At 68.8% G+C, this 23,880-nt stretch carries 21 protein-coding genes; 6 read left to right on the top strand and 15 right to left on the bottom strand.

Annotated elements, in window-relative coordinates; genetic code table 11:
• Positions 1 to 3: 3 nt before the first annotated feature.
• Positions 4 to 3,375, bottom strand: a complete 3,372-nt coding sequence (locus ACYVKL_RS10550) for an error-prone DNA polymerase (protein WP_379168744.1) — start codon at positions 3,373 to 3,375, stop codon at positions 4 to 6.
• A 151-nt stretch (positions 3,376 to 3,526) separates the two neighbouring features.
• Between ACYVKL_RS10550 and ACYVKL_RS10545 the strand changes: the two genes are divergently transcribed.
• Positions 3,527 to 4,561: an SDR family NAD(P)-dependent oxidoreductase gene (locus tag ACYVKL_RS10545; RefSeq protein WP_460771738.1), complete on the top strand. Its 1,035-nt coding sequence runs from the start codon at positions 3,527 to 3,529 to the stop codon at positions 4,559 to 4,561.
• A gap of 25 nt (positions 4,562 to 4,586) precedes the next feature.
• On the opposite strand, the gene ACYVKL_RS10540 is transcribed toward ACYVKL_RS10545, so the two are convergent.
• From ACYVKL_RS10540 to ACYVKL_RS10530, 3 genes are read right to left on the bottom strand one after another with little or no spacing between them, the layout of a single operon-like run.
• Positions 4,587 to 5,582, bottom strand: a complete 996-nt coding sequence (locus ACYVKL_RS10540) for a sucrase ferredoxin (RefSeq protein WP_379168741.1) — start codon at positions 5,580 to 5,582, stop codon at positions 4,587 to 4,589.
• A gap of 13 nt (positions 5,583 to 5,595) precedes the next feature.
• Entirely contained in the window at positions 5,596 to 6,156 is a 561-nt protein-coding gene (locus tag ACYVKL_RS10535) for a YdeI/OmpD-associated family protein (protein WP_379168739.1), read from the bottom strand.
• A gap of 24 nt (positions 6,157 to 6,180) precedes the next feature.
• Positions 6,181 to 6,945: an alpha/beta fold hydrolase gene (locus ACYVKL_RS10530; RefSeq protein ID WP_379168737.1), complete on the bottom strand. Its 765-nt coding sequence runs from the start codon at positions 6,943 to 6,945 to the stop codon at positions 6,181 to 6,183.
• A gap of 240 nt (positions 6,946 to 7,185) precedes the next feature.
• Here ACYVKL_RS10530 and ACYVKL_RS10525 point away from each other — a divergent pair, with 240 nt between their 5' ends.
• On the top strand, positions 7,186 to 8,754 hold the full coding sequence (locus tag ACYVKL_RS10525) for an ArnT family glycosyltransferase (protein WP_379168736.1): 1,569 nt from the start codon (positions 7,186 to 7,188) through the stop codon (positions 8,752 to 8,754).
• Between the two features lie 3 nt (positions 8,755 to 8,757).
• Here the strand turns inward: ACYVKL_RS10525 and ACYVKL_RS10520 are convergent, their stop codons facing one another.
• A complete protein-coding gene (locus tag ACYVKL_RS10520) occupies positions 8,758 to 10,506 on the bottom strand; it encodes a DNA polymerase Y family protein (RefSeq protein WP_379168735.1) in 1,749 nt (582 codons plus the stop codon).
• Between the two features lie 190 nt (positions 10,507 to 10,696).
• Positions 10,697 to 11,443, bottom strand: a complete 747-nt coding sequence (locus tag ACYVKL_RS10515; protein ID WP_379168734.1) for a hypothetical protein — start codon at positions 11,441 to 11,443, stop codon at positions 10,697 to 10,699.
• A 421-nt stretch (positions 11,444 to 11,864) separates the two neighbouring features.
• Between ACYVKL_RS10515 and ACYVKL_RS10510 the strand changes: the two genes are divergently transcribed.
• Positions 11,865 to 13,025: a serine/threonine-protein kinase gene (locus tag ACYVKL_RS10510; protein ID WP_379168732.1), complete on the top strand. Its 1,161-nt coding sequence runs from the start codon at positions 11,865 to 11,867 to the stop codon at positions 13,023 to 13,025.
• A 160-nt stretch (positions 13,026 to 13,185) separates the two neighbouring features.
• Here ACYVKL_RS10510 and ACYVKL_RS10505 read toward each other — a convergent pair whose 3' ends face one another.
• The 5 genes from ACYVKL_RS10505 to ACYVKL_RS10485 all read right to left on the bottom strand — a co-directional run bounded on the left by ACYVKL_RS10505 (position 13,186) and on the right by ACYVKL_RS10485 (position 18,792).
• Positions 13,186 to 13,827 (bottom strand): response regulator, encoded by a 642-nt coding sequence (locus ACYVKL_RS10505; RefSeq protein ID WP_213557894.1) that lies wholly within the window; start codon positions 13,825 to 13,827, stop codon positions 13,186 to 13,188.
• Positions 13,828 to 13,903: 76 nt separating this feature from the next.
• Positions 13,904 to 15,202 (bottom strand): PspC domain-containing protein, encoded by a 1,299-nt coding sequence (locus tag ACYVKL_RS10500; RefSeq protein WP_357203377.1) that lies wholly within the window; start codon positions 15,200 to 15,202, stop codon positions 13,904 to 13,906.
• Between the two features lie 110 nt (positions 15,203 to 15,312).
• Positions 15,313 to 17,775, bottom strand: coding sequence for an ATP-binding protein (locus tag ACYVKL_RS10495; RefSeq protein WP_379168730.1), 2,463 nt, complete (start codon positions 17,773 to 17,775; stop codon positions 15,313 to 15,315).
• Between the two features lie 109 nt (positions 17,776 to 17,884).
• Positions 17,885 to 18,187: an antibiotic biosynthesis monooxygenase family protein gene (locus tag ACYVKL_RS10490; RefSeq protein ID WP_379168728.1), complete on the bottom strand. Its 303-nt coding sequence runs from the start codon at positions 18,185 to 18,187 to the stop codon at positions 17,885 to 17,887.
• A 17-nt stretch (positions 18,188 to 18,204) separates the two neighbouring features.
• Positions 18,205 to 18,792 carry a TetR/AcrR family transcriptional regulator gene (locus tag ACYVKL_RS10485; RefSeq protein ID WP_460771731.1) on the bottom strand — a complete coding sequence of 196 codons (588 nt, stop codon included), beginning with the start codon at positions 18,790 to 18,792 and terminating at the stop codon, positions 18,205 to 18,207.
• Between the two features lie 145 nt (positions 18,793 to 18,937).
• Here ACYVKL_RS10485 and ACYVKL_RS10480 point away from each other — a divergent pair, with 145 nt between their 5' ends.
• The gene (locus ACYVKL_RS10480) at positions 18,938 to 19,351 is read left to right on the top strand and encodes a nitroreductase family deazaflavin-dependent oxidoreductase (RefSeq protein ID WP_379168724.1); all 414 of its coding nucleotides are present in this window, start codon (positions 18,938 to 18,940) and stop codon (positions 19,349 to 19,351) included.
• Positions 19,352 to 19,354: 3 nt separating this feature from the next.
• Here the strand turns inward: ACYVKL_RS10480 and ACYVKL_RS10475 are convergent, their stop codons facing one another.
• Positions 19,355 to 19,564 (bottom strand): DUF397 domain-containing protein, encoded by a 210-nt coding sequence (locus tag ACYVKL_RS10475; RefSeq protein WP_379168722.1) that lies wholly within the window; start codon positions 19,562 to 19,564, stop codon positions 19,355 to 19,357.
• Positions 19,561 to 20,448, bottom strand: a complete 888-nt coding sequence (locus ACYVKL_RS10470) for a helix-turn-helix domain-containing protein (RefSeq protein ID WP_379168720.1) — start codon at positions 20,446 to 20,448, stop codon at positions 19,561 to 19,563. Before ACYVKL_RS10470 ends, ACYVKL_RS10475 begins: the two co-directional genes overlap by 4 nt.
• Positions 20,449 to 20,867: 419 nt before the next feature.
• Between ACYVKL_RS10470 and ACYVKL_RS10465 the strand changes: the two genes are divergently transcribed.
• Positions 20,868 to 21,050, top strand: coding sequence for a hypothetical protein (locus ACYVKL_RS10465; protein WP_379168719.1), 183 nt, complete (start codon positions 20,868 to 20,870; stop codon positions 21,048 to 21,050).
• 182 nt (positions 21,051 to 21,232) lie between these two features.
• Here ACYVKL_RS10465 and ACYVKL_RS10460 read toward each other — a convergent pair whose 3' ends face one another.
• Positions 21,233 to 21,592 carry a hypothetical protein gene (locus tag ACYVKL_RS10460; RefSeq protein WP_379168717.1) on the bottom strand — a complete coding sequence of 120 codons (360 nt, stop codon included), beginning with the start codon at positions 21,590 to 21,592 and terminating at the stop codon, positions 21,233 to 21,235.
• 217 nt (positions 21,593 to 21,809) lie between these two features.
• Here ACYVKL_RS10460 and ACYVKL_RS10455 point away from each other — a divergent pair, with 217 nt between their 5' ends.
• Positions 21,810 to 22,301 (top strand): DUF4334 domain-containing protein, encoded by a 492-nt coding sequence (locus ACYVKL_RS10455; protein ID WP_379168903.1) that lies wholly within the window; start codon positions 21,810 to 21,812, stop codon positions 22,299 to 22,301.
• A 156-nt stretch (positions 22,302 to 22,457) separates the two neighbouring features.
• On the opposite strand, the gene ACYVKL_RS10450 is transcribed toward ACYVKL_RS10455, so the two are convergent.
• Positions 22,458 to 23,456 carry an SMP-30/gluconolactonase/LRE family protein gene (locus ACYVKL_RS10450; RefSeq protein WP_379168715.1) on the bottom strand — a complete coding sequence of 333 codons (999 nt, stop codon included), beginning with the start codon at positions 23,454 to 23,456 and terminating at the stop codon, positions 22,458 to 22,460.
• Positions 23,457 to 23,880: the final 424 nt, after the last annotated feature.

Genomic DNA, 23,880 nt, shown 5'->3' with positions numbered 1-23,880 from the left:
GCCTCAACGGAAGTCGCGCGAGCGCCCTTCGATGCGCAGATCCATGCGTTGCAGGTGTTCGGCGACGATGGTGACCGCGCCCTCCGCGTTTTGCACCCGTCCACGGATGAGCAGGGCGGGTGCGGTGGTGGCCAGGCGGCGGTAGCGGGCCCACAGTCCGACCGAGCAGACCACGTTCACCATGCCGGTCTCGTCTTCCAGGTTGAGGAAGGTGACCCCGCCCGCGGTGGCCGGGCGCTGCCGGTGGGTGACCGCGCCGCCGACCAGGATTCGAGTCCCGTCGCGAATGTCGAGCAGCCGGTCGGCGGGGATGACGCCGAGCGCGTCGAGTCGTTCGCGCAGGAATTCGGTCGGGTAGCTGCCGGGCGAGACGCCGGTGGCCCACACGTCGGCGGCGGCCAGTTCCAGCGCGCTCATGCCGGGCAGGGCGGGTGCGGCGGTGGCCGCGCCGGTGCCGGGCAGCCGGTCGGGGCGTTCCCCCGCGGCCGCACCGGCCGCCCACAGCGCCTCGCGGCGGGTGCCGCCGAGACTGTCCAGTGCGCCCGCGGTGGCCAGCGCTTCGGCTTGCGGCACCGTCAGTTCCACGCGTCCGGTGAGGTCCAGGAACGAGGTGTAGGGCCCGGTTTCGCGGGCGGCCACGATCTGCTCGGCCAGTTCGGTCCCGATGTGCCGGACCGCGGCCAGCCCCAGCCGGATCGCCATCCCTTTCGCTTCGAGGGTCGCCTCGGCGAGGCTGTGATTGATGTCGGGCCCGTGCACCGTCACCCCGTGCCGGCGCGCGTCGGCGACCAGTGACTGCGGCGAGTAGAACCCCATCGGCTGGGCGCGCAGCAGCCCGGCGCAGAAGGCCGCCGGATGATGTAGTTTGAACCACGCCGAATAGAACACCAGCGATGCGAAACTCTGCGAATGGCTTTCCGGGAAACCGAAATTCGCGAAAGCGTACACCTTCTCGTAGATGCGGTCGGCGACCTCCCCCGTGATCCCGTGCAGCTCCCGCATGCCCTGGTAGAAGCGGGCCCGCAGCCGTTCCATCTTCTGCGTGGAGCGTTTGGATCCCATGGCGCGGCGCAGTTGATCGGCTTCGGCGGGAGTGAATCCCGCGACGTCGACGGCCATTTGCATGAGCTGCTCCTGGAACAGCGGCACACCGAGGGTGCGTTCCAGTGCGTTCTCCAGTGACGGATGGTCGTAGTCGGGTTTCTCCCGGCCGTTGCGGCGCCGGATGTAGGGGTGCACCGACCCGCCCTGGATGGGCCCGGGCCGGATCAGCGCCACCTCCACCACCAGGTCGTAGAAGTTGCGTGGTTTCAGGCGCGGCAGGGTCGCCATCTGCGCGCGGGACTCCACCTGGAACACGCCGACCGAGTCGGCACGGCACAGCATGTCGTAGACGCCTTCCTCGCCCAGGTCCAGCCGGTGCAGTTCGACGGTCTGTCCTTTGTGCTCGGCCACCAGGTCGATCATGTAGTGCAGCGCCGAGAGCATGCCCAGCCCGAGCAGGTCGAATTTGACCAGTCCCGCCGCAGCACAATCGTCCTTGTCCCATTGCAGGACACTGCGATCGGCCATGCGCGCCCATTCGGTCGGGCACACGTCGGCGATGGGCCGGTCGCAGATCACCATGCCGCCGGAGTGAATGCCCAAATGCCGGGGCAGCCCTTCCAATTCGCCGGCCAGCGCGAGCACATCGCCCGGGATCTCGGTGTGCTGTTCCTCGGCGACCCCCGTCCAGCGGCTCACCTGTTTGCTCCAGGCGTCCTGCTGTCCGGTCGAGAAGCCCAGGGCGCGTGCGGCATCGCGCACCGCGGACCGTCCGCGATAGGTGATCACATTGGCCACCTGCGCCGCGTACTCGCGCCCGTATTTGGCGTAGACGTGCTGGATGGCTTCCTCGCGCCGATCCGATTCGATGTCGATGTCGATATCGGGCGGCCCGTCCCGCTCCGGCGACAGGAACCGCTCGAACAGCAGCTTGTTGGCGACCGGATCCACATTGGTGATGCCGATGGCGTAGCAGACCGCCGAATTGGCGGCCGAACCTCTTCCCTGGCACAGGATGTCGTTGTCGCGACAGAAGCTGACGATGTCGTGCACGACCAGGAAGTAGCCCGGAAAGTTCAGGGTGGCGATGACGGCGAGCTCGTGTTCGAGCTGCCGGTAGGCGGCCGCGTTCCCGGCGCGCGGCCCGTAGCGCCGGGCCGCACCCGTGCGGGTGAGTTCCCGCAGCCACGAGTTCTCGTCGTGTCCGTCGGGCACGTCGAAGGGCGGCAGTTCGGGTGCGATCAGCCGCAGGTCGAACGCGCAGTCCCGGCCCAGCGCAACGGCATTGGGCACGGCCTGCGGGCAGGCCGCGAAAAGCCGCGCCATCTCGTCGCCGGAGCGCAGGTGCGCGCCGCCTGTGGGGGCCAGCCAGCCCGCCATGTCGTCGAGGCTGGAGCGGGCTCGGACGGCGGCCAGCGCCATGGCCCGGCGGCGCTGCGGCGGGCCCGCGAAATGCGCTCCGGTGGTGGCGATCACGGGCAGCCCGGCCCGGTCGGCGAGGGCGAGCAGGCGGGCGTTGCGCTCGTCGTCCTCGGGGATGCCGTGGTGGGTGAGTTCGACGCTCACGTGGTCGCGGCCGAATCGTTCGATCAGCTCGCGCAGCGCCGCCTCGGCGGCCGCGTCACTCTGCTGCAGCGCTTGCCGCACCGCCCCTTTGCGGCAGCCGGTGAGGATGTGCCAGTGCCCGCCCGCGGCTGCGGTGAGCCGGTCCAGGTCGTAGCGCAGAATGCCTTTCTCGCCCGCCGCCATGTGCGCGGCGGCCATTTCCCGGGAGAGCCGCCGGTAGCCTTCCTGCCCGCGCGCCAGCACCAGCAGGTGTGGTCCGGCCGGGTCGGGGGTGCCGGTGCGGGGTTCGGAATTCAGTGCGTCCGACTCGGATTCGCGGCCGCGCCGTCGCGATGCCGCGCCGCATCCGCGGGGCGCGAGGTGGGCTCCGGCCCGAGCCGCGGTGCCGATGGACAGCTCGGCCCCGAAGATGGTCGGCATCCGCCATTCCCGGGCGGCTTCGGCGAAGCGCACCACCCCGTAGAACCCGTCGTGATCGGTGAGCGCGAGAGCCTCGAGCCCGAGCCGCACCGCCTCCTCGACCAGTTCCTCGGGCTGACTGGCGCCGTCGAGGAAGCTGTAGGCCGAGTGGGTGTGCAGTTCGGCGTAGGGCACCGTGGATCGGGCGGCCCGCTCGAGTTCCCCGGCCTCGTATTTCTCGCGTTTCCGTGACCAGGCCGGGCTGTCGCCGCCGTCGCCGTCGATCCGCTTGCGCGCCGGGTCGGGGCGCCCGGACAGCACCCGTTCCATTTCCGCCCATGTCGGCGGGCCGTTGCCCCAGCCCATGGCCCACCTCCTCCGCGATCCGACCGGTCTCGAGTATCGAACATACATTCGAAACCGATCGGTCTCTACGGCGGCACGCCAATCCATCGTGGCGCAGTAACTTACTTTGGAGTAAGTTCGAGGCAATTCCACCTGCAAGGGAGCAGAGATGATGGCATCGCGAAGCGATTCGACCGGGGGCGGCGGCGGGGCGACGGGTGGGCGTGATCACTCGGATGACAACGACACCGGTTACCTGGCCCGACGGCGTGCTCGCCGCGATCTGACCGGCAAGCACGTGGTGATCACCGGCGCATCCTCCGGCATCGGCCGCTCGGCCGCGCTCGCCGCCGCGCAGAAGGGCGCGCTCGTCATCCTGCTGGCCCGGCGCGCCGACGAACTGTCCACCGTGGTGGACGAGATCACCGCCGCGGGCGGCGCCGCCTTCGGCTACCCGTGCGACATCACCGACCAGGACTCGGTCGACCGCACCATCGAGGCCATCCTCGCCGCCCACGGCCACGTCGACATGCTGGTCAACAATGCCGGCCGCTCCATCCGCCGCGCCGTGCACCGCTCCACCGACCGCATGCACGACTTCGAACGCACCATGGCCGTCAACTACTTCGGCGCGGTCCGCATGACCCTGAGCCTGCTGCCCGGCATGCGGGAACGCAAGGACGGCCACATCGTGAACATCTCCAGCGCCGGCGTCCAGGTCGCCACCCCGCGCTTCGCCGCCTACCTGGCCAGCAAGGCCGCCCTCGACAAGTTCGCCGAGGTGACCGCCGCCGAAATGCGGGCCAGCAACATCACTTTCACCACCATCCACATGCCCCTGGTCCGCACCCCCATGATCACCCCCAGCGGCGACCAGGGCACCGGCACCCAATCCCCGGAATGGGCCGCCGCCCTCATCATCCGCGCCCTCACCGAACGCCCCCGCCGCATCGACGTCCCCCTCGGCACCCTCGCCGAATACGGCAACCTGGTCGCCCCCGGCATCAAGGAGCGCGTCCTGCACCGCTACTACCGCGCCATCCCCGACTCCCCCGCCGCCAAGGGCGAAGCGGTCACCGAGCCGGAAACCACCGACGTGGAAATCATTGCCCCGCAACGCCACCGCCGCAGCGTCCCGCCCGCGGTCCGCGCCACCGGCACCGCCCTGCGCCGCGCCGCCCGCCTGGTCCCGGGCACCCACTGGTAGGCGATCCCAGAAAAGCGGTTACCGCTCAGTCGAGTTGGCGGAGCCGGTCCAGTACCACCGCGGTAGCGGGTTTCGGGCCCGCGCCGCAGCTGGCCTGGCGGGGCGAGTAGGCGGCCGTGCGGGTGGTGACCAGCCAGCGGCGGCCGTCGCGGTGGGTCACCAGGGCCGCGCCCGCGAAAGTGGCGGGGTCGGTGGAGTGTTCGGCATCGCCGGCGGCGGGTTCGACGGTGAGGTCGTCGATACCGGCGGTCGGGTCCGCGTCGCCGGAAGCGGTGGTCCGGCCGCTGCTGTCGCCGGGCGCGGTGACCCGGGTGAAGGTGGCGTCGGCGATGCGCTGGCGGACCGCGACTTCCGCGACCTGCTCGACCGGCGGGTAGCAGCTGCGGCCGCGCAGGCCGGTGAGGGAGACCTCGCCCTTGTCGGCGGCGGCGAGCATGGTGTGGGCCGAATCCTCGTCCAGGCGGCCGTAGGTGAGGCCGGTGGGCAGGACGATGACGGCGGGGGCGAAGCGGTGACCGCCGGTGTGGGAGCACTCCCACACCCGATCCGGGTGGGCGGCGGCCAGGCTCGCGGCGATGGGCCGGCCCAGCAGCGCGCAGCATTGATCGCGTTTGCCGTGGGCGCACACCAGCACCAGCGGATCCGTCACGGCCGCACCGATTCCGGGGGCCGGGCCGTTGAGCAGGTGCAGGTCCAAGTCCAGGAGTTCGCGCAGGTCGGTGATCTCGAGCCGCTCACACCAGGAGCCCTCGGGCCGGGAACTGGCGAGTAGAACGGTTCGCGCGCCGGTGAATTCATGGCGGCCGGGCCGCCGGATCAGGGTGGGCCGCACGTGTGCCGCCTTGGTGCGGGCCGCCAGTTCGGGGGTGATGTCGGGCCCGAGGACCTGGTCGCCGATCACGTCGCGACCCCACGCCCCGGACTGTTCGACGCACAGCCACCCGGTGATGCGGGTCGCGCTGCCGGGTAGTGGAACCTCCAGCGCGGCAGCCGAACACGACAATCCCTCGAACCCCGTCACAGTCGTCCCTCGGTCACAATGGTTTCCCGTCGATCAATTTCGCGATGACCTGCTCCAGCCGCCGCTGCCGGGTCTCCGGCCGCACCGCGCTGCCCAGGTGGTATCCGACCGCGAGGCGCGACTGCGTGGGCAGGGTCTGGAAGAAGGCCGCCGCGTCCGGATACCGGGCCAGCGCGTCGAGGAAGTCCTGGGGCAGATCCCGGCCGACGGCATTGTCCCAGCGGCCGTCTTCCTTGGCCCGATCCACTTCGGCCTGCCCGGCCGGGTGCATGAGCCCGGACTCGATCAGCTCGCCCGCCAGCCCCACATTGCGCTGTGACCACTGGCTGCGCCGGCGGCGCGGGGTGAATCCCATGACGAAGAAGTCGTCGTCGAGTTTCCTGGACTGCCCGTCGATCCAGCCGAAACACAGGGCCTGCCGGAGCGCGCCGTCATAGTCGAGTGAGGCGTAGGCCGAGCCCTGCTTCGCGAACTTCAGCCAAATGCCGTCCACCGCCGCGTGATTGGCCGACAGCCAGTCCCGGAACGAGGGCTCGTCGGGAAACCACAGCGTGGGACGCTCGGATGCGGACACCGTTCAACTCTAGATAACGGCAGCTCAGTGCCCCAGGAAGGGGAGCACTTCGGCCTCGAAGGCGGGGTAGCTGTCGCGGTGGATGCTGTGGCCGCAGTCGAAGGCGCGGACGGTGCAGTCGGTCAGGCCGGCGCGCAGCTGCTCGAGCTTGCCCGGGTCCACCATGCCGCCGGGTCCGCCGCGCAGGAACAGGGTGGGCGCGGTGATGTCGGACAGTCCTTCCCACCATTCGGGGTACGGCTTGCGGAACTGCTCGAACATGGTCCCGGTCATGGATCGGTCGAAGGCCAGGACCGCACGCGGGTGCCGGATCACGCTGGTGGTGGCGTGCCACAGTTCGGGGATCGTCGGGAACCGCCGGGTGAGGCTCAGCTGCTCGTCGCCGGAGCGCAGCGGCAGCGGCTGTTCCTCGATGACCAAGCGCCGCACCAGTTCCGGGCGTTGCATCGCGACCCAGGAGCTCGCGTATCCGCCGAGGGAGTGGCCGACCAGGTCGACGGTGCCCAGGCCGAGCCGGTCGCACAGGTGCAGGACGTCGTTCGCGAATTCCGGTAGTAGATAGGACGCGGTGTGCGCGCTGCGTCCGTGCCCGCGCAGGTCGGGGATGATCACTCGCCGTCCGCGTCGCACCAGTTGGGCGGCGAACCGGTCCCAGGTGTGCCCGTCGCCGCCCAGACCGTGGACGAGGAGCACCGGCGTGTCGCTGTAGAGGTGCCCGCCTGTCGCCCCGGAATCCCGATAGGCGATCGACACGTCATCGAACTCGACCCGGGTGACCGTTGACTCCACAATCGTCCAGAGTACGGATCGCTGGGAGGTCGCCGCCGCAATTTGTGTGCTCCGCCATATCGAATACAGATACGGTTGCCTATTCATTCACTTGACGAATGAATGCGGAACTGCGCAGGTCCAGGCGTGATGCCAAGCCGTTTGCGCTGTGAAATAGATCACTTTCACATTTTTCGGTAATCGGTCAGCCCTGACGGTAGCGTGATCCCCGATTTAGCAATACTTGTTTGTCGGGGAAATATGGTTCTCAATGCTGCCGCCCCCGCGGTCGAACTCGATGAACCGAGCCCGCCGCGGCCGACCTTCGCTACCGCCTGGGTCTTCCTACTAGCCGCGCTGTGCGGGACCTTTCTCGCCGTCCCAACCCTGCGCTACGACTTCTTCGGTGACGAACTCTATTTCATCGCTGCCGGAGCCCACCGCAGTCTCACCTACGCCGACCAAGGCGTCCTGATACCGCTGGTCGCCCACCTGGCCGACGCCGTCGCGCCCGGCTCCGCGCCGATGCTGCGACTCCCGGCCGTCCTGATGACCGCCGCCGCCGTCGTGATCAGCGCCGCGGTCGCCTACGAACTCGGCGGCTCCCGCACCGCCCAACTGGTCGCGGCCGCCGCCTACGGCATCTCCCCGCTCGCCGCCACCCAGGCCGTGCAACTGAGCACCTTCTCCTTCGATGCCACCCTGCAGGCCGCCCTCATCTGGCTGCTGATCCGCTGGATCCGCACCCGAGACGACCGCCTGCTCATCGCGGTCGGCGTCGTCGCCGCCATCGACCTCCAGGTCAAGTGGTTCATCCCCACGATCCTGCTCTGCCTGGCCGCCGGCGTGATCGCCGCGGGCCCGCGCGAACTGCTGTGGCGCCGCGGACTCTGGATCGGCGCGGCCATCTTCGCGGCCTCGGCCCTGCCCGGACTGTGGTGGCAGAACCAGCACGGCTGGCCGGCCCTGGCCATGAGCAAGGTGATCGGCGCCGAACAGGACGCGGCCGGCGGCGGACCACTGGCCTGCCTGCCGCAGATGATCGGCCTGACCGGACTGCTCGGCGGCCTGCTCGCGGGCTGGGCGTTGTGGAGTCTGGCCCGCGAACGCTGGCTGCGGCCCTACCTGTTCATGCTGGTGGCCTCCGGGCTGCTGGTCGCCGTCGTGCTGTTCGGGCACGGCCGGCCCTACTACACCGCGGGCTTCCTGCCGGTGCTGTTCGGCATCGGCGCGGTCGCCCTGCCGTACTACCGCGGTGAGCGGTTCAATCGGGTGCTGCGGGTGATCGCGCTGCCCGTGATCGGGTTGTCGCTGGTCATCATCACCGCGCTGGTGGCCGCCCTGCCGCAGTCGTCGTCGCGGGTGCACAGCGAGATCCGCACCCAGGCCGACTTCGCCATGCGAACCAGCATCTACGGCTCCTCCGGCTGGTCGGATCTGACCGCGAAGGTCGCCGACGCCTACCGGCGACTACCGGAATCGGAGCGCCCGAGAGCGATCATCGCCCAGAACTATTGGCAGGCCGCCGCGATCCAGAACTTCGGACGCGACTACGGCCTGCCGCCCGTTTACAGCCCCAACCGCGGCTTCGGCTACTTCGGGCCGCCGCCGAGCGACATCGGCGCCGTGCTCTACGTCGGCCTCGACAGCACCGAACCGACCCTGGAACGGCAGTTCGGCAACGTGCGCGCCCTCGACCAGCTGAACATCCGCAACGGGTTCCCCGGCGTCAACACCGACATCGCGATCTGGATCTGCCGCGGCCCCATGCACCCCTGGCCCGACCTGTGGCCGGACATGATGGATCTGCACCTGCCGCTCGGCATCTGAGCCCTACTCGTAGAGGCCTTCCACATGCCAGGCGTTGTTGTAGCCGATCAGCAGTAGCGCGCGCAGGCGCGTCTTGTCCTCCGCGTCCAGCTGCACCTGGGCTCGCGCGGCGAAACCGTCCTCGAAGCGATGCGCCCACCAGCGGTCGTCCACCGGCCACGGCCCGGCCCAGCCCGACAGCCGCCAGGAACTGCTCCCCCACTGCAAACGCGCCGGATCGGCGGTGAACATCCCGCGGTCACTCACCCAGATCGGCGTACCGTCGGCCGCCTCCACCCGCACCTCCGGATGATGAGTGAGCACCAGCGCCGGCGCCGGCTCGGGCAACCGGCCCGGCCACGGCTGAGCCGGATCGGTCTCGGGCACCGGCTCGTCCCCGAGCGTCACCATGGTGATCCGCTCCTCCGGCCCCCGCCCGCCACTGAGCACCCCCATCCGCACGGCGTCCCCGCCCAGCAGACTCTGCACCCGGATCAACGCCCGCCGAGCCCGCTCCTCGTCCTCCCCGACCCCACCCCACAACCCGAGCTGCAACGCCCCCGCCGACACGACTTCGACGGGCTCCAACCGCAACAGCGTGATGGCCGCATCCGGCCCGGAATCCTCATGGTCGACCGGATCCGGCTCGTACCCGTCGGCCGACGTGCTGCCGGACCGCCACGCGCCACGCTCGTTCCGATCCGCGCCGCGGCCAGTTCCAGCCACGCCACGGCCGTCCTCACGCGCAGCGCGGCCATCTCCCTGCGTGGCGCGGTAGGCGCGGGCACGGTCCAGGGCGCGGTGGGTGAGCCAGCCGTCGAGTTGCCAGCGGATGCGGTCGGCGGTGCTGTCGGGGGTGAGAGGTTCGGCGCAGCGCCAGATGCGCGAGAACTGTTCGCCCGCTTCGGTTTCGGCGTGGATCACCAGGCGGGTGCAGGCCACGGCGGCGGCGGAGAGCTTGGTGTGCAGTTCGGCGGCGAGCATGCGGCCCGCGAAGGCCGCCATGTCGACGCGTTCGATCGGCGGATCGCAGCGCTGCTCCACGGTCAGGTCGGCGGCGGGCAGACGGGCGGCGGGCGGCCGCTCCGGCACCGCGCGGGCGCACCGGTGCGCGACGATCGCGTCCGCGCCGAACCGCGACGCCACCTCGGCGGGCGTGAGCGCCGCGAAGTCGCCGATCCGGCGCAACCCCAGCCGGTGCAGCAGATCCACCAGTTCGACCCGCCGCGGCGCGGCCAGCACCGGTTCCCCCGCCAACTCCGAGATCGACATGGGCGCAAGGAATTCCGCCCCTTTGCCGGACGGCACCAGGGTGGCGCGGCGGGCGGCGAATACCGCCGTGGACAGTTCGTCGGCGATCCCGATCTGGCATTCCACCCCGACCGCCGCCACCGCGTCCACCAGCCGTTCGGCCGCGGCCTCCTCCGACCCGAAGAACCGTGCCGCGCCGCGCGCCGAGAGCGCCAGCATCCCCGGCCGCAGCACCTCCACCCCCGGCACCGTCGCGTCCACGGCCACCACCACCGGCTCGAACAGCCGCGCGTCCCGATCCGGATCATCCTGCGCCACCAGCAGATCCGGGCACCGCCCCTGCGCCTCCCGCTTCCGCAGCCCGCGCCGAATCCCCTCCGCCCGAGCGGTGGCGGTACACGCCACCACCCGATTGGCCGCCAGCACCGCCACCGCCCGCGTAGCCTCCGCCCCCGCCTCGGCGGCAGCCGCCACCGCGGGCCAGTCCGGGCACCACACGACCAGCACCCGCCGCGCTTTCACGACCAACCCACTCTCACAGCTCTACCGAATGATCCGAAGCCACTGCCGCGCAAGGCACTACCGCCCCGTAAGGCCGCCTTACCACACAGGGCACTTCCCCCGCGCAGGGCACAGCCGCCGCACAAAGGACTGCTGCCGCGCAGGGTGCCGAGGCCGCTAGGCCGCGGCATGGCGGTCCCCCGCAGCGCGGTCAGGACGCGGCATGGCGCACGAGCCGCGGCAGCTCGGGGGTCGCGGCCGGCTGGGTGGTGTCCGCGGTGGTCACCCATTCGACGCGGCCGTCGGCGGGGCTGAGGGAGAGGTGGCCGAGGCGGGGTTGGGCGGAGCGGCCGCGGACGGAGACGTCCAGGCGGACGGTGCGCAGTCGACCGCAGCCGCGGCCCAGGCCGCTGTAGCCGGCGACCCGGGTGTCGATGTGCAGCGCGGAGCCGGACCAGGAGCCGTTGGTCACCATCAGGGTGGAGTTCTTGCCGCGGGCGCGGGCGGCGAGGACGCGGGCGCGGGACATGGGCACGGACAGACCGTTCAGTCCGAGAACCACCAGGTCCAGCCCGTCGAGCAATACCGAGGCAACTTCGAGCGGGTCGGGCCCGGGATCGGAGACCACGGCCAGCCGATCCAGTCGCGCCCCCATCTCGGCGGCGGCCAGCAGACCCAGTCGCGGCAGTCCGACCACGGCGGCATGCCCGCCGGAACTCGTCACCGCGGCCAGCAGTCCGGAGATCAGCGACCCCGCACCGTTGTAGACGACCACCGATCCCTTGGCCAATCCGCCATCAGGCAAAAGGTTTTCGAGCGCGGCCGGCACCGGCAGCGGTTCCCGCCGCGGCTCCTCGGCCACCGGTACGCGCGCCGTCGCCTCGGCCCCGCGTGCCGGGACCGCGGCCATCCGCCGCCGCAATTCCGCCAGCTGTGCCCGCCTGGCCTCCGCACCCATCTATTGACCACCTCTCCCAGTCGACGGGCTGTTGTTGACGCAGAAAACCAAACCTCGGCGCCTGATGAGCCAGCACCGATTCAGCTACCTGACATAATCGAAAGTGTGTTCGATTCACCCAGTAGAACTCGAGTCCCGGGACGCGTCAAGAGTCAGTGGCCCCCGCCACGGCCACACAACCTGTGCGACCCCACCGGCCCGCGGCGCCGGCCTTCGGCAACCGGCTGTGAGATATAAGGAGGCGCGAGCGGGTCGCACGTCGTTTCGTCCGGAAGATCCCCGGACCTCCGAGAATCTCCCCCACTCCCCCATGACCGGAGCGCGGACGAAACGCGGTGTGTCCGTATGGGTCTGGGAGGCAATGTCCGCCCCCGAGCCGCAAGCCCCAGCAAACCCCGGGTTTCGAACCAGGCCAGTCAGGATGGTTTTCCGCTACCCTGCACCCGTGACCGAACGCGCCCGTCCCATTGTCGGCCCCGATTATCTGGTGGCCGGCCGCTACCGACTGCAATCCAAGCTCGGCGGTGGTGGCATGGGCGCCGTATGGCTGGCCACCGATCGGCTGCTGCACCGCGATGTCGCGATCAAGCAGGTCCTCACCACGCAGGGCCTCAGTGAGGAAGAGGCGCGCGAGGTCCGCAGCCGGATCATGCACGAGGGCCGGGTGGCGGCCAAGCTGTCGCACGAGCACGCCATCGCCGTGTACGACGTGGTGCTGGAGGCCGGTGAACCCTGGCTGGTGATGGAGTACCTGCCGTCGCGCAGTGTCGCCAAAGCCCTTGCGCTGGTGGATCAGCTGTCCCCGATCGAGGTGGCGCAGATCGGCGCCCAGGTCGCCGACGCACTGGCCGCCGCGCACGTCGCCGGCATCGTGCACCGCGACATCAAGCCCGGCAATATCCTGGTCGCCGACCGCGGCGACGAGGTCGGCATGGTGAAGCTCTCCGACTTCGGCATCTCCAGCGGCGCCAACGACACCAGCGAGGAGATCGGCGACGTCATCACCGGCACCCCCGCCTACCTGCCGCCGGAGGTCGCCCGCGGCGCCCGCCCCACCACCGCGAGCGACGTATTCTCGCTCGGCGCAACGCTGTACACCGCCATCGAGGGCCGACCGCCCTACGGCTTCGACGAGGACAGCAATGTCATCGTGGAGCGCGCCGCGATGGCCCAGATCACCCCGCCCGCCCGCAGTGGCCCGCTCACCGAGGTGCTGCTGCACATGATGGAGCCCGCCCCGCAGCGCCGCCCCACCATGACCGAGGCCCGCAACGAGATCCTCACCGCCGCTTTCGGTCCCGGCACCGCGCCCTACATCCTGAACGCGCCCGTCCGCACCGAGGACGGGACGATTCCGGCGTGGGCGGCCCGCAATTCCGCGGCCGGCCTGCGCAGCCCCAATTCCAGCCCGCTGCCCCGCCCGCAGCGCGCGACCCCCGCGGCTCCGGTTGCGGCGCAACCCAAGTCGAAGGGCCTGGACTTCGATTTCAGCAAGCTGGGCCCGAACGCGGGCCCGCTCGCGGTGGCGATCGGCCTGCTCATCGGCCTGCTGATCATCATCGTGATTCTGATCGCACTGTAACCACCTCCCCGCGACTGCCGCTCCGCCTCCCCGCGCGGCGCACGGCTGAGAGCCGTTGGAGTTGGGAACGCGTGCCGGAGGTTGAGAGCCGAACCGATTTCGGACGTCCCCGAGGAGTTACCCCGACCGTTACGAAATCAGTTGTCGCCTCGGCTGATCGTCAGTCGATGCGGCGGCGGTGCGCCCAGCGCGTGAGCGCGTTCCGGTTCGACTGCTGGGTCTTGCGCAGCACGTTCGAGGCGTGCGTCTCCACCGTCTTCACCGAGATGAACAGCGTCTCGGCGATCTCGCGGTAGGTGTAGCCGCGCGCCAGCAGTCGCAGCACTTCCAGTTCGCGCGGGGTCAGCGAATCCAGTTCCGGATCCAGTGGCGGTTCGGGCACCTGCGACTTGCCGGTGAACGAGTCGAGCACGAACCCGGCCAGCCGCGGCGAGAACACGGCGTCCCCGCCCGACACCCGGCGAATGCCGTCGGCCAGCTCCGGCCCCGAAATAGTCTTGGTGACGTACCCGCGCGCGCCCGCCCGGATCACCGCGATCACGTCCTCGGCCGCATCGGAGACGCTGAGCGCCAGGCACACCGGCCCGGCGTCGATGCCCTGCAATACCGCGACCCCGCCGCCGTCGGGCATGTGCACGTCGAGCAGCACCACGTCCGGCGCGGTCGCCTTGATCCCGGCGATGGCCTCGCCGACCCCGCCCGCCTCGCCGACCACTTCCATATCGGATTCGCGGCTCAGCTCGGCCCGCACCCCGGACCGGAACACGGCATGGTCGTCGACCAGAAAGACCCGGACGCTCACCTAGTTCTCCTCACCCTGACGAACCCCTGCCCACATCGGTACCACAATCCCCGGCCCCCGGCCGCTCGTCCCGGACTCATGCCTGGGCGGCGTCCTCGGGGGCGTCGGTCTGCACTACCAGCCGCTCGTCGCCACCGTCCTTGCGCGGCATGAAGATTCGCACCTCGGTGCCGTTGCCGGGCGCGGACTTGATCTCCACGTGCCCGCCGCGGCGGTCGATGCGCGCGTGAATGGATTTGGCCACGCCCTGGCGGTCCTTGGAGACCGAGTCCGGGTCGAAACCCTTGCCGCGGTCGCGCACGAACACGCTCACCTGATGCGGTTCCACCTCGGCGTACAGGTCGATGGTCGGCACCCCGGCATGCTTGGCCGCATTGACCAGCGCCTCGCGGGTGGCGCCCAGCACCGCGGTGAAATGTTCCTTGGGCAAACCGATTCCGCTGTCGTCGAGGTCCATGGACACGTCGCCCACGGTGACGGGGGTGACCTTCACCCCGTGCTGGTCCTCCACTTCGCCGGCGATGGTGCGCAGCGCGGCGGCCAGACTGGACTGCGCGGGCCCGGCGTCCTCGAACAGCCACTTGCGTAGTTCGCGTTCCTGGCTGCGGGCCAGCCGCACCACTTCCTGCGGATCGTCGGCCTGCCGCTGGATCAACGCCAGCGTCTGTAGCACCGAATCGTGCAGGTGCGAGGCGATCTCCTCGCGCTCGTCATTGCGAATCCGCGCCGCCCGTTCGGAATTCAGCGCCCGCACCATGCGCAGCCACAGCGGCACGGTCAGCAGCCCGGCCCCCACCAGCGTCACCGCGACCGCCAGCAGCGCCGACCCGAGTGAACTCAGATTGATCCGCCCCAGTACCACCACGCCCAGCCCGACCACGATGAGCGTGGCCCCGCCGACGATCCGCGCCCACGTCACCACCGACGGTTTCGCGGGCAGCCCGATCACCGATCGCGGCCCGTCCGCATCGAATTCGCGCCACACCAGCGCCGCGCCGATGGCGACCACGATGACCGGCCCGACCACATGCGCGGCGGTCCCGTTGAACACCCACGCGGTGGCAACCGACAACGCCATACCCAGCAGGGCCAATCCGATGGCCTGCCGCCGCTCCGACCCCGTCGGCGGGGCCGCGTCACCGCCGCCCGGCGTGAAAATCCACAGCATGCCGTAGGCGACGATCCCGGCCCCGGCCAGCGCGGACAGCAGCACGAACGCCACCCGCACCTTGAAGACGTCGATCCCGAGGTGATCCGCGATCCCGCCCGCCACCCCGCCGACCACGCGCCCACCGGTCCGCCGCACCAGCTTGGGCTGGGTCACGGAGGTGACCGCCCCGCGGGCAGGGTCGTACAAGGGCGCGGACGGGTACATACCTCGATACTGGCACGGGTATCCGACGCCCGGCATCGGGAAACACCCCGATTCGACCCCTGAGCCGGTCCCGGCCCGGAATCGACCCGCGCGGCGGCTCCTGGATTCGCTCAGCCGGCGGCCAGCAGGTCGCGCTCCCACGGGCTGATCGCGACGTCCGCCTCCTCGATGACGGCTCTGGCTTGTTGGAGGGCGAAGTGCGCTTCATCAGATCGGCCGGTGTCCCGGAGGGCGGCTGCCAGCATCAGCAGGGATCGGCCTTCGATGCCGCGTCCGCCCCATTCCGCGGCGATGATCGCTTCCCGGGCCGCGGTTTCGGCGGCTGCGGGGTCCCCGGCCAGCAGGCAGGCGCGGGCCAGCAGCATCCGCGTCCAGCCCTGGATGGAGCGCGCTCCCGATTGGCCGGCCAGCTGAACTCCCTTGGCGCACAGGCTCACCGCGTCGGCGCGGCTGCCCCGGCCGGTGTCGAACACGGTGCTGCCGAGCAGGGACAGGCAGCCGGCTTCGAAATGGAGCATGCCCGCCTTTCGAGCCACGGTGTGTGCCCGCTGTGCTGCGGTATGGGCGGCTTCCGCCGCCCCGATCCACAGAAAGCTGTAGCCGGCGAAGTAGTCGGCGCCGAATCCGACCAGTGGATCCCCGGTCTGTTCGGCGTACCGCGAGCACTCCTCGTATTGGTGCGCGACCTCCGCCGCGGTGCCGTCCATCCAGCAGATGCTCAGGCGCGCTACCGCCGCCGATCCGGCCAGTCGAGGGCTCGGTGGCGGTCCGTCGGCGGGGAAGGCGCTGATCAGGTGGTCGCGGCTGACCTGGTACCCCACCAGGGTCATGGCCAATCCGGCGCCGAGCGCGATGTGCAGTCGCTGCTGCGCCCGCGGATTGCCGGTGCGGATCGCCGCGTCCAGCACGGTCGTCAAGGCGGCGGACAGGTCAGGGGTGTGCGGTCCCTCGGCGGATTCGGTTGCGGCGAGCGCGATATCGGCCATCAGGTCCACGCTGTGGCCGCCCAACCGGGCGGCCTGACGGCTGAGGGCGATCAGATTGCGTCGCTCTCCGAAGAACCACAGGAAGCCGGTGATCACATCCGGAAACGTGGTGTCCGACCACCGTGTGGCTGCCAGCTGTGCGGGCAGTGTGGTGCCGGGGTTGATCACGATGTTGAGGGCTTTCATCGTGGCCAGGTAGTAGTCGAGCAGGTCGACGACCACGTCGTCGATGGGGTCGCCGATCCGGCCGAGTGCAAAAAGCCGGACCAGGTCGTGGTAGCGGTATCTCCCCGGTGACGTGGTCTCGAGTAGCCCCAGGTTCACGAGTGTTTCGCAGATCTCCTCGGCGTCGTGGGCGGAGACACCGAGTACCGCGGCCGCGCCGTCGCTGGAAAGGTCGTCGCAGTCCGGTGCCGCGAGCCGCCCGAAGGCGCGGCGGTGCTCCGGGTCGAGCTGGTCGTAGCTGAGCTGGAACGCGGCTTCGACACTGACTTCTCCGGCGCGCAGCGCGGTCAGCCGCTGCTGTTCGTCGGCGAGCCGTTCGGCCATGCTCGCGAGCGTCCAGCCCGGTCGATGCGCCAGCCGCGCGGCCGCGATCCGGATCGCCAAAGGCAGTGCCCCGCAATGGCTGACGATCCGGGTGACCGCGGCGGGTTCGGCGGCCGCCCGCTCCTTGCCGACGATCTTGCCGAACAGCGTGGCCGCCTCCTCGGGCGTCATGCCCCCGAGTGGCACGGGGGTCGCGCCCGCGAGTTCCGGCATCGCGACCCGGCTGGTGATCAGGACAGCGCAGCCCGCCGACCCCGGCAGCATCGGCTTGACCTGTGCCGCGTCCGCGGCGTTGTCGAGGACGAGCAACACGGACTTGCCGTCCAGCACGCTGCGCAGATACGCGGTCCTGGCGGTCAGGGTGGCCGGTATCGCGCCTTCGCCCACCCCGAGGTCGCGCAGGAAGTCCCCGATCACGTCGAACGGTTCGGCCGGATTGTCGCCCGCCCCACGCAGATCGATGTACAGCTGCCCGTCGGGGTACCGATCCCGGATGTGGTGTGCGACGCGAACGGCGAGGGCGGTCTTGCCGATACCGCCCATCCCGGTGATCACGCCGACGGCGACCGCGTTCGGCGAGGCGGCGATCAGTTGCGCGGACAGCCGCTCGGCCACCTCGTCCCGCCCCGTGAAATCAGCGATGGCGCGCGGCAATTGGTGCGGGACGGCAGTGGAGGCGGCCGCCGAGGACGCCGCATCCTTCCACAGTGCCCGCCAGTCGGACAGGCTGGTGAGGGCCGCGGGGAGTGGCGTGCCCGCCCGCCGGGCCATGTCCATCAGGGTCAGCAGCACCGGGGTCAGCGACTCGAATCGTGCGGGCACACTACGTCCCACCCGCCAGTCACTGACCCGCTGAATGGTGGCCTTGCCGACCTCTCCGCGCGCCCGCGCCGCCCGCATTCTGGCGTTGGCGGCGTCCACCACGCTGCGCAGGGTCGGCTGGCCCGCCGCCGCGAACAAAACACTGAACCGCGCCGCGAACAGCGCACGCGGCGAGCTGGATTCGACGCTCTCGCCGGTCCCGGCCTGCGAATTCATGGCCCACTCCGATCGTGATCTGGTGTAGGACAGAGGATCTCACGACTTTTCCGGACCGGAATCCCACTCGCCTCCGCCGAGGCGGCCGACCGGATCAGAGACGACCCGATCAGGCTGCGACGTCGGTGAGCACCTCATAGGTAGTGAGCCGGTTGCTGTCGATGGGCGCGTGGTCGGGCCAGTGGTGGGCGGCCCGGAACGCGTCCGACTCGAGGAACTCGGAATACGCCTGCGCGTCATCGAATTCCAGGACCGACAGGTAGCCCCGGCCGGGCTCCGCGGGTTGCAGCAGGCGGGCGCCTCGGAGCCCGCTGACGCCCGGCAGGGTGCCGTGCATGCTGGCCGCGAAGTTTCGCTCGAAGACTGCGCGGTTCTCCTCGGTGACGAAGAGTTCATTGATGACGACGAACATGATGACTCCCTGACGGGTCAGTGTGTTTCGGTTATTTGCAGTGCACGGCACAGGAATTCGAGCGTCCCCCGGGTGACCTGATCGACGGGGCGTCCGGCATCGAGTTGATCGATAGCGCGTCCGAGCGCCCCGTTGACCAGCTCCGAGGTCAACTCGGGATCTGGGTCGCCCCGTTCGGCGAGCGCCACCTGCAGCGGCGCGGCGAGATCACGATGGTGCCCCGCCAGCGTTTCCCGCGCAGCAGGATCACCAGGCCTGCCCCCGCCGAGCACGGCCACCCGATGCGCACCGGCGGCCGCCAACTCGAGCGTCACCCGCACATACGCGACAGCCTGATCATCAGCGGTATCGCACTGTTCGACCGCGGCCCGCACCCGCTCACCCCATTCGGTGAAGGAATCGGCCACGATCCGAGCCAGCATCTCGTCACCGGATCGGAAGTACTTGTAAACGCCACTCCGCCCCAACCCGGCCACCGCACCCACCGCAGCCGGTGTGACGGCACTCGGCCCACCCTCTAGCAATAGCCCGCGCGCAGCGTCGAGCAGGGCCTGCTCTTGATTGGCCCGATGCTCGGCGACGGTAGGCGCATCGATCCTCGGCATCGCCGCTCCAACCTTTTGGTGACACTGCGTCGCCAACATAGCACAGTTGGCGACACAGTGTCACCAAGATGCCCTGGTCGTCCCGGAATAGCACCTATCCCCGCACCGGTTGCAGTCCAACAGATTCCGAACAGGACAGGTGGAGATGAACGCATTCAACGAGCAAGTGATCGCAGAGTTCCGCGCCAACAACGGCCAGGTAGGCGGCCCCTTCGAAGGCCGCGACAACATGGTGCTGATCACCACCACCGGCGCGAAGTCCGGCCGCCCGACCACCAACCCGCTGGTCTACGTCCCCGACACCGACCGCATCATCCTCATCGCCTCCAACGGCGGCGCCGACAAACACCCCGCCTGGTACCACAACCTCCGCGCCAACCCCGAACTCACCGTCGAACTGGGCACCGAAACCTACGTCGGTAAAGCCGAATTCCTTACCGACCCCGAAGCTTCCGACCTCTACGCCCGCATGATCGACCTCATGCCCGTCTTCGCCGACTACCGAGCCAAAACCACCCGCCAAATCCCGGTAATCGCCATCCACCGCCAACCCGCGTAGGCCTCAGCCGTTCGGATGATCGAACGCGCCGCCGCTCACACCGCCGGTGAACACATCCCAATCCCGCGGCGTGAAGACCAGCGCCGGCCCGTTCGCATCCTTCGAATCCCGAACGCCGACCATCCCGTCGAGAAACGCAACTTCGACACACTCGCCGCCGGCTTGGCTATAGCTGCTCTTGAACCACCGCGCGTTGGATAGGTCGACGTTCACGATGCGTACTCCCTTGCGATCCGTCTCAACAGGTTTCGAGAGGCTGTCTCGTCCAAGGCGGCCTGACGGAGGATCTCGTGGGCGGATTGGTAGATCCTCACATCGTCCCGATCTTCAAGGTACATACTGCCGACCGTCCCCTCCAGATACACGACGGGAGGCTCCGTCGGCTCACCGGAAGGCGGGGTACCGAAATCCAGAATCACGAACGGCAGCATCGACATGCCACCCGGATAGCCTGCACTCAGCGGCAATACGCGAACCGAAACGTTGTCGCGCGTCGAACTGTCCGCGAGATGCCGTAGCTGCGATGCCATCACCGCGGAACCACCGACCGGGCGACGCAGCGCCGCCTCCCCGATCACGACGTCGAGGTCCAGAGGGTGGTTCTTCCGTGTGATCGCCACCTGTCGGCGCTGCTTGATCTGCGTGCGCCGATCCCGTTCATCCGCAGGGTCATTCGGCCACCGCGCGCAGAGCAGCGCACGATCGTATCCTTCGGTTTGCAGCAGCCCGGGGATCAACTCCGGTTGGTAGGTAACGCATCCGGCGGCCGCCGCTTCCAGCCCCACGTACACATCGAGGTGCTTGGGCATCAGGTCCCGATACGAATGCCACCAGTTCTTCACCTTGGCCTGCTGCGCAAGCCGCACCATGCCATCGGCGATGTCTTCGGGCACACCATAGACACCACACGCTTCCTTGATGACGCCGGTCCGCACCCGCGTGATCTCGGCCTTCTCGATCCGCGCGAGACTCGTCGCCCCCATTTCGAGTAGTTCCGCCGCTCGCGCCTGACTCAGCCCGGAGCGGTTTCTCCACTCGAGCATCAGGCGGCCGAGCTGCCGCAGCGGAACTGTCGAGCCGACACCGAGATCAGACATCGCCACGTCCTCCGTTTCGAGTGGTCACGTTCACCCACTTCGGACACCGCCGGTCACCGCTTCGGTGCAAGAGTCTCACCGAATTCGGAGATCGTGCAGGCCTTTCGCAGAAACCGGTCCGGAGTCTCCGAATTGGCGTCACCGCCGCAGCTTCGAGGCGTCCCATCGATATGCGTCCGGTCGAGGGTGCGTCCACTCCGACACCCTCACCGGGCGCGCCCCACTCGCACCGACCGAGGGGTTTCGATGAATCTTCTTGATTGCGAGCACGATCCCGGCCCACTGACCCGGGAACACGCCTGCCTGGCGTGGCGAGTACACCGCTACTGCGACCGGGAAACATGCCGGGTGCGGCAGCGGGCGCGGCGAGTCCTCGAGGAGTTCGCCAGCAGCACTTCGAGTCTCGAAGCAGGGCCACGATGACCACCATCGAGCCCGGTTCATGGATCGATGACCACTGCCGCGACGGGCGGATCGTCCCGGTCACCCGCACACGAGCCCGAGGCATCCTGATCCTCCACGCCACCTGCGAACCCCCGTGCCCGCGGTCACTCAGCGCCCGCGCCTACCTCGACTCCCTGCCGAAGCATCGGCAACAGTAGCCATCCAGTCCACTCAAGAGGCTGTCCATGTATCTCGAATTCTGTTTGTTCACAGCCCTGTTCGCCTGCGCGATAGCGCTCGCCCTCCGCCCCCACCGGCCGGCACCTTCCACCGCGCGCCACAGCCGCGACCGCTACTCGGTTGCCGCCATCCGAACCCGCATCGAAACCGAGAGAGCGGGTCAGTTCACGGTGAAGTTCCAGATGCCGGCGCAGGCGCCTTCGCGGAACTTGCCGTCGAACGCCCAACTACCGGCCGGGGCGTTGATGTTCCAGTTGCCGTCGGGTGACAGCAGGTAGTTCCCCGCCTGGTCCACGAGGGTACTGACGGTGCGTGCGGGGATGTCGTAGCTCCAACCGGCCTCGTTTCCGATGGGCGCGGTGATCATCACGACGCGAATGTCGTTGTAGCTGTCGTTCGCGATGGTCAAGCACGCACCTCGACCAGACGGGTCGGCGGCGGCTTCCGGAGCGGTTACCGCCAGCGTCGCGGACAACGCCGCGAACGCGAGTACGACACGAGTGACGACGGTCTTCAGCATGATTCTCTCCTCGAAAGCTCCCCCCAGAGGAGCATTAAATTCTTTGAGTCGTAACGTCTTTCGACTCTTGCAAAGCTATCCGCGCAGCTTTCAAGATCCTGAACGGAAGCTTGGAGTCATCGGCTCGCTTCGGCCAGGTCATGAGTTTGCCGATGGATTGCTCCGGCGCACGGCGGTATCGTATGTGCGAGTCTCCGCCGTTGGATTGGAGAGCACCGTGAGCGACGATCCGGCCCGCAAGAAATTCTCCGAGCTCAAGCAGCGCGCCGGACAGCGTCTGGTGACCGGACCACAGCGTTTCCTCATCCCCGACGCCGACCTCGACGAGTTCTGGGCCACGCTGGAGCCCGCGACCATCGACTTCATGATCGGTGCATGGGAGGGCGGCGAGTTCGACACCGGCCATCGCGAAAACGGAACGCTGGCCCTGATCAACTGGTTCGGCAAGACCTTCCATTCGGCCACCGACGTGCAGCCCCTGGTCTGTGTCGACGCCGACGGCAACAAGTATTCGAACACCGAGAACGGCGAAGGCAGCCTCTGGATGGAAGAGTTTCGCGGCGAGGTCACCGCGACGATGGTCTTCGACGAGCAGCCCGTTCACGACCATTTCAAGAAGATCGACGACAACGCCGTGATGGGCATCATGGACGGCAAGAACGCCCTCGACGACGGCCGGTACGCATATTTCTATCTCGAGCGGGTCTAGTGCCATCTCATGAGGTTGGTGCCACCGGCCTGGCCGACACCGTACGGTCCATGCCACATCTCATCAACGCACCATGATGCCGCTGACCGAACCGACCAGCGCGAGGTGCCGACGGCCGGAGAGAAGCCGGAGAGAAGACTGCCGCGCGATTCAGGCTCAGCCTGGGGTACGGATGTCGGTGTCGATGAGTACAGGGGTGAGGTCGACGTCGGGCGGCGGACGCAGGCGGCGTAGGTTGCCGTCGATGCTGGTGACATACAGCGCCCAGCCCTGTCCGTCGCGAGCGATCCGGACCGAGGTCGGGCCGTTGGGCAGCATCGGGCTCGAGGTCTGCCAGCCGGTAGCGATGGCGCAGACACCGCCCGTCGCCGGATCCATACTGTAGACGCTGCCGGAGGTGTCGCCGGCGAGATAGAGCTGCCCGGCCCGGGTGGCCTCCATATCGTCGAGGCCCGGGAAGAGGCCGTCGTGAACACCAGCGACCACGGTGGCGGCCATCGGCGCATCCAACGGAATCCTCAGCACCTGCGAGGTCAGGTCGTTCACGGTGTAGATGGCTGTCTGGTCCGCTGTCAGCGCAATACCGTTGGGGTAGGGCGTATTCGACCAGTGCGGGGTGAATTCACCGGTGGACGGCCGATACCGGCTCATGCCCACCGGTACGGGAATCGACAGGTGGGAGATGAGCAGGTCCCCGTCGGGAAGCAGCAGCAACCCGTTGGGTTGAACCAGCCCGGTCAACAGCGTGGTGACCGCGCCGGTGGTGACGTTGTAGCGCTGCAGGGTGCCAGTGCCGGTGAACGCGGTGCCATCGCCGGTCAGGAAGTACAGATCGTCACCGACCAGCCGCAGCCCAGCCGGATTGTCCAGACCCGACAGCAGCGCGGTGGCTTCGCCGCTGAAATCGACGTGGTACAAGACGCCTTCGACAATGCCGGACAGGTAGAAGCCGCCGCCCCCGTCAGGCTCGAGATTCTCCAGACCACCCAGACCCGACGCGAGAATATCGGCTTGCCAGCCCTGCGCGCACGAAGCGCCATCGGTCTGCGCATGCGCGACCGGAACGATCGCCATCAGTCCGGCCACAGCGGCCGCCACACACGCGCTCGACAGCAACCTATGAACTCGATGCACTGCTCCCACCCCGATCGACATACGGCAGATCCTATCGATGGGGACCACATCTGCAGCGCCAACCGACCGCGTGCCGTTGCCGCGTACACAGAATCCGCTTTTAGTTAGACCCGCGAAAGGCACTGTTGCTGAGGGTATCTCGCGAACGCAGGTATCCGGACGACCCGAGTACCGCCGGATCGCTTCGGATGCGACTTTCTCGCGCGACGAGGCCCGACGATGAATGAGCTTGGCCAACCAACCAACTGGTCGGGGATTTTCTGCCGAGCGGGGCCGGCTGTTCGATCGTGCATACGGCCACAAGACGTTGTTTCATACCCGGAGTGGGGTGGAAGGGCCCCCGCCCGGCAACCGGACGGGGGCTCCGCTTCGGAACTCGACCCAACTGACGTCCAAAATCGTGCAGAAACTCCTCGTCCTACTGCGCTTGTTCGGCCACCTGCCC

Source organism: Nocardia tengchongensis (assembly GCF_054781395.1).
The sequence above is the reverse complement of the archived record's forward strand: the minus strand, read 5'-3'. Positions and strand labels throughout refer to the sequence as shown.